At 65.2% G+C, this 11,102-nt stretch carries 10 protein-coding genes and 1 riboswitch; of the genes, 3 read left to right on the top strand and 7 right to left on the bottom strand.

Annotated elements, in window-relative coordinates; all coding sequences use genetic code 11:
* Positions 1 to 20: 20 nt before the first annotated feature.
* The 5 genes from metF to QFZ91_RS15790 all read right to left on the bottom strand — a co-directional run bounded on the left by metF (position 21) and on the right by QFZ91_RS15790 (position 4,254).
* A complete protein-coding gene (gene metF / locus QFZ91_RS15810) occupies positions 21 to 851 on the bottom strand; it encodes a methylenetetrahydrofolate reductase [NAD(P)H] (RefSeq protein WP_176380090.1) in 831 nt (276 codons plus the stop codon).
* Between the two features lie 11 nt (positions 852 to 862).
* A complete protein-coding gene (locus tag QFZ91_RS15805) occupies positions 863 to 1,216 on the bottom strand; it encodes a phage holin family protein (RefSeq protein ID WP_018432546.1) in 354 nt (117 codons plus the stop codon).
* 175 nt (positions 1,217 to 1,391) lie between these two features.
* Entirely contained in the window at positions 1,392 to 2,810 is a 1,419-nt protein-coding gene (gene ahcY / locus QFZ91_RS15800) for an adenosylhomocysteinase (RefSeq protein WP_176110035.1), read from the bottom strand.
* A gap of 33 nt (positions 2,811 to 2,843) precedes the next feature.
* Positions 2,844 to 2,978: riboswitch (S-adenosyl-L-homocysteine riboswitch) on the bottom strand.
* A 62-nt stretch (positions 2,979 to 3,040) separates the two neighbouring features.
* On the bottom strand, positions 3,041 to 3,766 hold the full coding sequence (locus QFZ91_RS15795; protein ID WP_429567773.1) for an LrgB family protein: 726 nt from the start codon (positions 3,764 to 3,766) through the stop codon (positions 3,041 to 3,043).
* A complete protein-coding gene (locus tag QFZ91_RS15790; protein ID WP_176124534.1) occupies positions 3,763 to 4,254 on the bottom strand; it encodes a CidA/LrgA family protein in 492 nt (163 codons plus the stop codon). Before QFZ91_RS15790 ends, QFZ91_RS15795 begins: the two co-directional genes overlap by 4 nt.
* A 111-nt stretch (positions 4,255 to 4,365) precedes the next feature.
* Between QFZ91_RS15790 and QFZ91_RS15785 the strand changes: the two genes are divergently transcribed.
* Complete coding sequence (locus QFZ91_RS15785) at positions 4,366 to 5,316, top strand: LysR substrate-binding domain-containing protein (protein ID WP_429567772.1); 951 nt, start codon at positions 4,366 to 4,368, stop codon at positions 5,314 to 5,316.
* Positions 5,317 to 5,392: 76 nt separating this feature from the next.
* On the opposite strand, the gene QFZ91_RS15780 is transcribed toward QFZ91_RS15785, so the two are convergent.
* Entirely contained in the window at positions 5,393 to 7,018 is a 1,626-nt protein-coding gene (locus QFZ91_RS15780; RefSeq protein WP_429567771.1) for a GMC family oxidoreductase, read from the bottom strand.
* Positions 7,019 to 7,334: 316 nt separating this feature from the next.
* Between QFZ91_RS15780 and QFZ91_RS15775 the strand changes: the two genes are divergently transcribed.
* Together QFZ91_RS15775 and QFZ91_RS15770 are read left to right on the top strand one after the other, a co-directional pair.
* Positions 7,335 to 9,023 carry an isovaleryl-CoA dehydrogenase gene (locus tag QFZ91_RS15775; RefSeq protein ID WP_429567770.1) on the top strand — a complete coding sequence of 563 codons (1,689 nt, stop codon included), beginning with the start codon at positions 7,335 to 7,337 and terminating at the stop codon, positions 9,021 to 9,023.
* Positions 9,024 to 9,132: 109 nt separating this feature from the next.
* Positions 9,133 to 10,551 carry a coniferyl aldehyde dehydrogenase gene (locus QFZ91_RS15770; RefSeq protein ID WP_429567769.1) on the top strand — a complete coding sequence of 473 codons (1,419 nt, stop codon included), beginning with the start codon at positions 9,133 to 9,135 and terminating at the stop codon, positions 10,549 to 10,551.
* 71 nt (positions 10,552 to 10,622) lie between these two features.
* Here QFZ91_RS15770 and QFZ91_RS15765 read toward each other — a convergent pair whose 3' ends face one another.
* Positions 10,623 to 10,880 carry a hypothetical protein gene (locus QFZ91_RS15765; RefSeq protein ID WP_429567768.1) on the bottom strand — a complete coding sequence of 86 codons (258 nt, stop codon included), beginning with the start codon at positions 10,878 to 10,880 and terminating at the stop codon, positions 10,623 to 10,625.
* Between the last annotated feature and the right edge of the window lie 222 nt (positions 10,881 to 11,102).

The following is an 11,102-nucleotide window of genomic DNA, read 5'->3' as shown; positions in this document are numbered from 1 at the left end:
CGGCCGCGCGGGCATAGCCGTTAAACGGCGAGCCGTTCGCAGATCGCCTTGGTCGACGTGGCCGCGTTCAGCGTATAGAAGTGCAGACCGGGCACCTTCGCGTCGACGAGCCGTTGACACAGATCCGTCACCACGTCGAGCCCGAACGCGCGGATCGACTCGCGGTCATCGCCGAAGCTCTCGAGGCGGCGCGCGATCCAGCGCGGCACTTCGGCGCCGCACATTTCGGAGAAGCGCATCAGCTGCGAGAAGTTCGTGATCGGCATGATGCCGGGCACGATCGGCACGTCGACGCCGAGCTGGCGCGCATCGTCGACGAAACGGAAGTACGCGTCCGCGTTGAAGAAGTACTGCGTGATCGCCGAGTTCGCGCCGGCTTTCACTTTGCGCGCGAAATTCTCCAGATCGTGACGCGGCGAACGCGATTGCGGATGGTATTCCGGATAGCCGGCCACCTCGATCCAGAACCAGTCGCCGAACTCGGCACGGATGAAGCTGACGAGCTCCGATGCATAGCGCAGCTCGCCGACCGCGCCCATGCCCGAGGGCAGATCGCCGCGCAGCGCGACGATATGGCGGATGCCGTGCGCGCGGTACTCGTTAAGAATCGCGCGCAGGCTTTCCTTCGACGAGCCGATGCACGACAGGTGCGGCGCCGCCTCGAGCCCTTCCTTCGTCATGTCGATGACGGTATCGAGCGTGCCTTGCTGGGTCGAGCCGCCGGCGCCGAACGTGACGGACACGAACTTCGGCTTGAGCGACACGAGTTGCGCGCGGGTCGCGCGCAGTTTGTCGATGCCTTCCTGCGTTTTCGGCGGGAAGAATTCGAATGAGAGTTCGATCGGTTTCATAGTCAATGAGGTCAACCGAGACTGCGGTTGCCGAAAATGAGCGCGGACAGTAGCCACGACACGATGCTGTACAGGATCGAGCCGAAGAACGCCGACCAGAAGCCCGACACCTCGAAGCCCTTCAACAGCGACGAGGCCAGCCAGAAGCACAGCGCATTGACGACCAGAATGAAGAGTCCGAGCGTGAGGATCGTGACGGGCAGCGTCAGCAGGATCAGTACCGGCCGAATCACCGCATTGATGAGACCGAGCACGATAGCGACGATCAGCGCGGTGCCGAAGCTACGGATGTGGATCGACGGAACGATGTAGGTGATGATCAGCAGCGCGAGCGCGTTGATGAGCCAGGTCAGCAGCACGGTCATGTTAGAACTCCTTGTAAGCACCTGTGCGGGGAAGATGTCCAGCAAATGAAAAGCGGCGCTGTCGAACAAAGCGGCGCATTGCGCGCCGCCCCGAGATCAGACCGTCAAACTTTTCACCGCCGTCCGCTTGGCCGGGCGCGCGAAGCGCGCCTCGAACCCGCGGGCGGCCGCCTACTTAGTAGCGATAGTGGTTCGGCTTGAACGGACCGTTCTTGTCGACGCCGATGTAGCCCGCCTGCGCGTCGGACAGCACGGTCAGGTTCGCGCCGATGCGCGCCAGGTGCAAACGCGCGACCTTCTCGTCGAGATGCTTCGGCAGCACGTACACCTTGTTCTCGTACTTCGCGCCCTGCGTGAACAGTTCGATTTGCGCGAGCGTCTGGTTCGTGAACGAGTTCGACATCACGAACGACGGGTGGCCCGTCGCGCAGCCCAGGTTCACGAGACGGCCTTCGGCCAGCAGGATCACGCGCTTGCCGTCCGGGAAAATGATGTGGTCGACTTGCGGCTTGATGTTTTCCCACTGGTACTGACGGGTCGACGCAACGTCGATTTCCGAGTCGAAGTGGCCGATGTTGCAGACGATCGCGTTATGACGCATCGCCTTCATGTGATCGTGATTGATCACGTGGTAGTTGCCGGTCGCGGTCACGAAGATGTCGGCTTTATCCGCCGCGTATTCCATCGTCACGACGCGGTAGCCTTCCATCGCCGCTTGCAGTGCGCAGATCGGATCGATTTCGGTGACCCACACGGTCGCGCCCAGACCACGCAGCGATTGCGCGCAGCCCTTGCCCACGTCGCCGTAACCGGCCACGACCGCGATCTTGCCCGCGATCATCACGTCGGTCGCGCGCTTGATGCCGTCGACGAGCGACTCGCGGCAGCCGTACAGGTTGTCGAACTTCGACTTCGTGACCGAGTCGTTGACGTTGATGGCCGGGAACGGCAGACGGCCTTCCTTTTCCATCTGGTACAGGCGGTGCACGCCGGTGGTGGTTTCTTCGGTGACGCCCTTGATCGCCGCGAGGCGCTTCGAGTACCACGTCGGGTCGATCTCGAGGTGCGCGGCGATCGACTTGTACAGCGCGATCTCTTCCTCGTTGGTCGGCTTGGCGATCACCGAGCGGTCTTTTTCGGCCTTCGAGCCGAGGATCAGCAGCAGCGTTGCGTCGCCGCCGTCGTCGAGAATCATGTTGGCGAACTCGCCGTTCGGCCATTCGAAGATGCGGTGCGAGAACTCCCAGTATTCGTCGAGCGATTCGCCCTTGAACGCGAACACCGGCGTGCCGGCCTGCGCGATCGCGGCGGCGGCATGGTCCTGGGTCGAGAAGATGTTGCACGAGGCCCAGCGCACGTCGGCGCCGAGCGCGGTCAGCGTCTCGATCAGCACGCCGGTCTGGATCGTCATGTGCAGCGAGCCGGCGACGCGCGCGCCCTTCAGCGGCTGCTGCGCCTTGTACTCTTCACGCGTTTGCATGAGGCCGGGCATTTCGGTCTCGGCGATGGTGAGTTCCTTGCGGCCCCAAGCGGCGAGCGACATGTCGGCAACAACGTAATCCTGCTTTTGGGAATCGATGACTGCGGCGTTCATCACGCCCTCCTTTCTAAGAAATTGACTAGAAATGTGACGTGAGCGCGGTTTGAGGCAACGCACGGATTCGCGTGATGCGCATTCCATGCTGCCGATTGAAGCCTTCGAGCCTGGCGGGCGGCCGGCGAATGCGGATTCGCGGTACCCGTCGCAACGCTCCTCGAAGACGAACGGCGATTGTAGCAAATCGAGATGACTTCGGCGTGCGCGGGATGGCGTGGCGCGCTGGTTCAGATCGGCAGCAGTCCCAGCATCGGCGCGAGCAGCACCATCGCGACGCCGGCGATCATCATCGTCAGGCTGGACACCACGCCCTCCTCGCTGCCGAGCTCGCGTGCCTTGGCGGTGCCGACGCCGTGCGCGGCCGCGCCGAACAGCGCGCCGCGCGCGAGCCGCGTGCGCAGCGGCATGAACGCGAGCACGAATTCGCCGAACAGCATCCCGCAGACGCCCGTCGCGATCACGAACAGCGCGCTCAGGTCCTTCGGCGCGTGAATCCGGTCGGACACGGCGAGCGCGAACGGCGTCGACACCGAGCGCGTCATCAGGCTGCGCTGCAATTCCGGCGACAGATGCAGCAGCTTCGCGAGCATCAGAGAGCCGCCGACGCCGACCAGAATGCCCACCGTCACGCCGACGGACAGCGAGATCCAGTGGCGCTTCAGCAGTGCGCGGTACTCGTAGATCGGCACGGCGAACGCGACCGTCGCGGGGCCGAGCAGCCACATCAGCCAGCGCGTGTCTTCGAAGTACAGCGAATACGGAATGTGCGCGAGCGCGACGATCGCAACGAGCGCGGCCGGCACGGTCAGCATCGGCGTGAGCCACGGCGAGCGCACGCGCGCATACAACGCCTTCGACGCGAAATACAGCGCGATCGTCAGCACGAGGCAGCCTGCCGCGATCAGGCGAGAGGCGTCGTCGGCCAGCAGCGAAGCGAAAAAGTGAGGGTTCATCGGCGCTCGCGCGACAGACTGCCTGCCTCGCGCGCAACCCGCACCCGGCGCAGCGCGAAACGTCGTTCGACGCGCGCGGCCTGATCGACGGCGAACGCCACCGCGACCATCACCATCAGCGTGCCGGCGATCACGACGAGCGCGAGGCGCCAGCCGTCCGCGCGGAAAAGGCCGCCGTATTGCACGGCGGCGACCGCGGCCGGAATGAAGAACAGCAGCATGTCGGACAGCAGCCAGTCCGCGCCGGCCTTGACCCAGCGCGGCGCGACGCCGCCGCAGAACAGCAGCGCGAGCAGCACGACGAGGCCGAGCACGCCGCCCGGCACCGGCAGATGCAGCCGGCGCACGATGAAATCCGCGCCCATCCACAGCACGGCGATCGCGGCGCTTTGCACGGCGATGCGTGCAACCCGGCCGAAGCCACCCGCGCCGCCGCTCGAACCGCCATCGGCGGGAGGAACGGAACGGGCGAAAACTGGGGTGGACATGGGATTCCCTGGCTGACTCGGAAGCATTCAGTATGGGGCGCATCGCGCCATAAACAAAATGACTTACAATCATCCGAACCATTCCAAACTGGAATTCTGGAGGCCGCGATCATGGAACTCCGCGCGCTGCGCTATTTCGTCGAAGTAGTCCGTCAACAGAGCTTCACGGTCGCCGCCGAGCAGATGTTCGTCACGCAGCCGACCATCAGCAAGATGGTCAAGTCGCTGGAAGATGAAATCGGCTCGCCGCTGCTGCTGCGCGACGGCCGTCAGATGGTGTTGACCGACGTCGGCCGGATCGTCTATCAGCGCGGCCAGGACGTGCTCGCCGCGCACGCGCAACTGCAGGCCGAACTGAACGATCTCGACACCCTTGGGCGCGGTGAACTCGCAATCGGCATCCCGCCGATGGGCGGCGAGCTCTTCACCCCCGCAATCGCCGCGTTTCGCCAGCGCTATCCGAAAATCGAACTGAAGCTGTTCGAGCAGGGCTCGCGCGCGATCGAAGCCGCGCTGATCAACGGCGAGCTGGAACTCGGCGGGGTGCTGCAGCCGGTCGATCCCGACAACATCGACGTGCTGCCAATGTCGCGCCAGTTGCTGTGGCTCGTCGCGCGCACCGGCTCGCGCTGGGATGCGTTGAACGAGGTGCCGCTCGCGCAGCTCGCGAACGAGCCGTTCGTGTTTTACGGCGAGAGCCTCGCGTTGAACGACGTCGTGCTGAACGCGTGCCGCGCGGCGGGGTTTGCGCCGGCTATCGTCGGGCGTAGCGGGCATTGGGACTTCATGGCGGCGCTGGTGCTGGCCGGCGTCGGCATCGCGCTGCTGCCGGCGCCCTATTGCCGCCGGCTCGACCCCGCGCAGTTCACCTGCCGCCCGGTCGTCGAACCGGAGATCCCGTGGGAAATGGCGATCGGCTGGCGCCGCAACGGCTATCTGTCGAACGCGGCGCGCGCATGGCTCGACGTCGCGCGCGAAACGCTGCCGACGCACGTCAGCGACGATTTCATGCTCGGACCGGGAATCGGCTTCAACGGAATCGCAGCGCCGGACGAAGCTTAGCTACCCGCGCACGAGTGACGCGCGGCGGGCGGTTGCATTGCGCCGCCGCGTTTCTCGAACTCGTCGTCAGCGGCGATCAAACCGCCTGCGCCGACATCCCCGCTCCCTGTCGCCGGCTCGCCGCGATCAACTCCGCGGCCCGTTCGCCGATCATCACCGTCGGAGAATTGGTGTTGCCGCCGATCAGGGTCGGCATCACCGACGCATCGACGATCCTCAACCCCGTTACGCCGCGCACGCGCAATTGCGGATCGACGACCGCGCGCGCGTCGCCGCCCATCCGGCAGGTCGCGACCGGGTGATAGATCGTGTCCGCGCGCTCGGCGATCGTCTGGCGCAGTTCGGCGTCCGATTGCCCCGGCCGCGTGTACAACTCCTCGCCGCCATGAAGCGCGAGCGACGGCGCGTCGAGAATGCGCCGCGCGATCTTCGCGCCCTCGACGAGCAGATCGAGGTCGCGCGCATCGCTCAGAAAGCGCGGATCGATCAGCGGCGCGACACGCGCATCGGCGCTCGCGAGCGTCACGGAGCCGCGGCTATGCGGACGCAGCACGCACACGTGCAGCGAATAGCCGTGGCCCCAGTGCATATGGCGGTTGTGATCGTCGACGATCGCCGCGCAGAAATGCAATTGCAGATCGGGCCGCTCGAGCGTCGGCCGGGTCTTCAGAAACCCGCCCGCCTCGGCCACGTTGCTCGACAGCATGCCGCGCTCGTGCCGCATGAACGTGACGAATTGCGGCAGCATCCGCGCGATGCCGCGCACCGAGAAACCGACCGGCTCGATCGACCTCACCCGCTTGTTGATCGTGAAATCGATGTGATCGGTCAGGTTCTGGCCGACTTCGGGTGCATCGTGCAGCACCTCGATGCCGAGCGAGCGCAAATGCGCGGCCGGCCCGATACCCGAGCACATCAGTAGTTGCGGCGAGTTGAACGCGCCCGCGGCGAGCACGACCTCGGCGCGCGCGGCGAGCGTTTCGATCCGGTCGCCGCGCGCGATCTCGACGCCGCTCGCGCGCTTGCCGTCGAACACGACGCGCAGCACGGTCGCATCGGCGATCGCGTGCAGGTTCGCGCGCGGCCGGTCGTAGATATACGCGCGCGCAACGCTGCAGCGGCGTCCGTCTCGTTGCGTGACCTGATAGAAACCGATGCCTTCCTGGTCCGCGCCGTTGAAATCGTCGTTCGCCTTGTAGCCCGCTTCGAGCGCGGCCTGCACGAAGCGCTTTGAAAACGGATTCTTGAAGCGCAGATCGGACACCGTCAGCGGACCGGCCTCGCCATGCCACGCATCGGCGCCGCGCTCGTTGTCTTCGGCGCGGCGGAAATACGGCAGCACCTCGGCCCACGACCAGCCGTCGCAGCCGAGCCGCGCCCACTCGTCGTAATCGAGCGGATGGCCGCGCGTATAGATCATCGCGTTGATCGCGCTCGATCCGCCGAAACCGCGGCCGCGCGGCTGATAGCCCTGGCGACCGGCGAGCCCCGGCTGCGGCGTGGTCAGGTAGCCGTAGTTGGTCTTTAGCCGGTTCGGCACCACGGCCGCGACGCCGACCGGCATGTTTACCAGCAGATTGCGCTCGGTATGCGGACCGGCTTCGATCAACGCGATGGTCGCGTCGGGACAGCTATCCGCGAGACGGCTCGCGAGCGCGCAGCCACCCGAGCCCGCACCGACGATGATGTAGTCGTATTGCATGCGCTCCTCCTGATGGGCCGCGTTGCTCGCGGACCCTGTCTCGTGCACACTTGTCTACGTGTGTTTTCTGCGCATTGTAGGGAGCGTTTTGGGGCTGCGGCCGCTTACTGACAGAACGATTCCTCTAAACGCCGGCGGCATCGCGCCCCTATGATGAAGGGCGCGCACGGGCCGCGCGCGGCATGCAAAGACGGCGCGGCGCGCGCCTTTCTCTCCCCATCCGGCGTCACGTGCGGCGCTCGAACAGATGCGTCGAAACACGTCGCGGATGCCGTCGGCAAAGCGGCGCACAATAGCGAAAGAACGGAGACAGCAGATGGAACGGCACGGCTTCGGCCAGACTCACGAGGTGACGAATCAGGCGCCTGAGCTCGCGGACTACAACCTGTTCGCGAGCGACGCCGCCTTGAGCGCGGCCGTCGATCGCGACGGCGCGAGCTGGCATCGCGAGGCGCTGCTGCGACACGGCGCTGCGCTGACGACGCCCGACGCGCTCGCGCTCGCCGAGCTCGCCAACCGTCATACACCGGAGCTGGTCACGCATAGTCCGCGCGGCGAGCGCATCGACGCGCTCGAGTTTCATCCCGCGTGGCACGAACTGCTCGTGCTGCTGCGCCGCGAAGGACTGCACGCGCTGCCGTTTTCCGATCCGCGAAGCGGCGCGATGGCCGCGCGCTGCGCCGGCTACTTCATGCATGCGCAGATCGAATCCGGCTCGCTGTGTCCGCTGACGATGACCTTCGCGAGCATTCCGGTGTTGCAGCGCGAGTCCGCGTTGTTCGGCACACTGCGCGAGCAGTTGTACACGCGCGAGCACGATCCGCGCGACGTGCCGCTCACGCAGAAACGCTCGATGATGATCGGCATGGGCATGACCGAGAAACAGGGCGGCTCCGACGTGCGCAGCAACCAGACGCGAGCGCATGCGCTCGACGGTGCCGGCGGGCGCGGCGGCGCCTACGGGCTCATCGGTCATAAGTGGTTTTTCTCGGCGCCGCAATGCGACGCGCATCTGGTGCTCGCGCGCACCGGCACGCACGAGGGACTGTCGTGCTTCTTCGTGCCGCGCTTCGGGCCGGACGGCAGCAAGAACGCGGTGCAGATCCAGCGCCTGAAGGACAAGCTCGGCAACCGCTCCAACGCAAGCAGCGAAGTCGAATTTCTCGACGCATACGGCGTGATGATCGGCGACGAAGGACGCGGCGTGCCGACCATCATCGAAATGGCGAACTACACGCGGCTCGATTGTGTGATCGGCAGCGCCGCGCTGATGCGCGCCGCGCTCGTGCAGGCGATCCATCATGCGCGGCATCGCAGCGCGTTCGGCCGGCACCTTGCCGAGCAGCCGCTGATGCGCAACGTGCTTGCCGATCTCGCGCTCGAATCGGAAGCGGCGACGATGCTGTTCATGCGTCTCGCGCGCGCCTTCGAGGAATCCGCCGACGCGTCGTCGGCTTCATCGGCCGAACGCGCGTGGCGGCGCATCGTTACGCCGGCCGCGAAGTACTGGGTCTGCAAGCGCGCGCTCGAATTCACCGGTGAGGCGATGGAAGTGTGGGGCGGCAACGGCTACGTCGAAACCGGGCCGATGGCGCGCTTCTATCGCGAGGCGCCGGTCAACTCGATCTGGGAAGGCTCGGGCAACGTGATGTGCCTCGACGTGCTGCGCGCGATGGAGCGCGAGCCGCAAGCCGCGCAAGCGCTGTTCGCCGCCTGGCAGGACGTCGCGCGCGCGCATCCGGCGTTGGGGGCGGCGCTCGCGCGTCTGACCGCAACGCTGAACGGGCCAGCTGAACAGCGCGAGGCGTCGGCACGACGTATCGCGCAGCAGATCGTGCTGCTCGCCCAGGCGACGCTGCTCGCCCAGCACGCGCCCGCGGCGGTCGCCGACGCGTTCATCGCGACGCGTGTCGCCGACGGTTGCGGCGAAAGCGGCCGCGTGTACGGCACGCTGCCGGCCACTTTCGATCACGCGGCGATCATCGAGCGCGCCTTTCCCGCTTAAGCGCGGCGGGGCACGCTAACTCCGGGCGCTCCGCTCGCAATACCGACGCCAAGCTCAATCCAATAAGCGCGCTCGACGCGCATCGTCATCCATCAGGGAGTGGACTCACATGAAGAATGATCTGGCGGGAGTCGCCGCGCTCGAAGCGCTGCTGCGCGATCAACGTCACGCGCATCTGCGCGCGCCGTATCCGTCGTGGGACACGCGCGCGACGCATCTGCGCGCGCTGCGCAAGCTGATGCTCGACAATCGCGACGCGCTCGCCGATGCGATGCACGCGGACTTCGGCAATCGCGCGAAGGAAGAAGTGCTGCTCGCCGAATTCCTGCTCGTGAAGGAAGAGATCGACGCCGCGCTGCGTCACGGCAAGCGCTGGATGAAAGCGCAGCGCCGCCGCACCAACAAATGGCTGCTGCCGGCGCGCGCGAAGGTGGTGCCGCAGCCGCTCGGCGTGGTCGGCATCATCGTGCCGTGGAATTACCCCGTGTTGCTCGCGGTCGGGCCGTTGATCAGCGCGCTGACGGCCGGCAATCGCGCGATCATCAAGATGTCCGAGCTGACGCCGCGCACCTCGGCGCTATTCGAGTTGCTGATCGGCCAGACCTTCGCGCGCAATCACGTCGCGGTCGTCAACGGCGATGCGGCGCTCGCGGCCGCGTTCAGCGCGCAGCCGTTCGATCATCTGCTGTTCACCGGCTCGACGAAGGTCGGCCACGAAGTGATGCGCGCGGCGGCCGAGCATCTGACGCCGGTCACGCTCGAACTCGGCGGCAAGTCGCCGGCGCTGATCGGCGCGCATGCGCGTTTCGACAACGCGGTCGACAACCTGATCGCCGGCAAGACGCTGAACGCCGGGCAGACCTGCGTCGCGCCCGACTACGTGCTGGTGCCGCGCGGCAAGGAGCAGGCGTTCATCGAACGGGCGCGCGTGCGAATGGCGAGGATGTATCCGAATTTCGCGCAGAACCCTGACTACACGTCGATCATTTCGGCGCGGCACTTCGAGCGGCTCGAACGCCTCGCCGACGAAGCGCGGGCTGCGGGTGCGCAGTTGCATGCGCTAACCGACGCGACGCCCGATGCCGCGAGCCGGCGCTTCCCGCTGATCGCCGTGACCGGCGCGCCGAACGAATGCGCGCTGATGCAGGAGGAGATTTTTGGGCCGCTGTTGCCGCTCGTGCCATACGACACCCTCGATGATGCGATCGCATGGATCAATGCGCGGCCGCGGCCGCTGGCGCTTTATCTCTATGCCGACGATGCGCGGACTATTGAGCGTGTCACGCTCGAAACTATTGCCGGTGGCATGGCGGTTAATGAGACGCTGATGCAGCTTGCCTGTGAGAGTTTGCCTTTCGGCGGGGTTGGGGCGAGTGGGATGGGGGCGTACCACGGGTATGAGGGGTTCGTTACGTTTTCGAAGATGAAGCCCGTGCTCATGCAGGCGCGATTGAATGCGCGGGGGTTGATCTCGCCGCCCTACGGTCGGCGTGTGAATGCGTTGTTGAAGTTGATGATGAAGTTTTGATTTGCTTTGGCCGCTTTCCATCATTGCGAACGGCAAGGGCGGCAACTTGAATATCGCGTCATATTTGCGAATCAATAATCAGGAATCTTTCCGTAACCGCATAGGAAAGACACGAACAGCGCCGGCTGCTGGAAGTCCTGGTCCATATCGGGGAAGACTACCGGCGCATCAATGACTGCGATCACGAACTGTTCACCACTCTGGGGCTCGACGCGAAGGACCTTCCGAACCGGCGACTCACGCGTCGTGATGCGGCAGACCTTCTCGACGACGTGGCACAAAGCGCAGGCGACAGTCTGGCGGCTTTGAGCGCTCTCGCGACGAAGCACGAACGCGTTGATCCCTGACGGCAAAGGCGGGCCGATGCCGCCTTTCCGTCTGCGTCGCAGTAAAACCGGTAGTCAGCTGACGGATATTCGAATCCACATATTTCCGAAAAAAAACGTCCATCAGACCGCTCCGATTTTCGAAAATCTGTTGTCATCGCGCATTCATTAACATTGCCTGACAGATCTGAAAAGCATGTTGGCCTATCTTCGGAAGATAGCCAA

The organism is Paraburkholderia sp. JPY419, from assembly GCF_050435705.1.
GTDB classification, from domain to species: Bacteria; Pseudomonadota; Gammaproteobacteria; order Burkholderiales; family Burkholderiaceae; genus Paraburkholderia; species Paraburkholderia youngii.
Note: the sequence above shows the minus strand (reverse complement) of the source record. Positions and strands in the feature narration are given on the sequence as shown.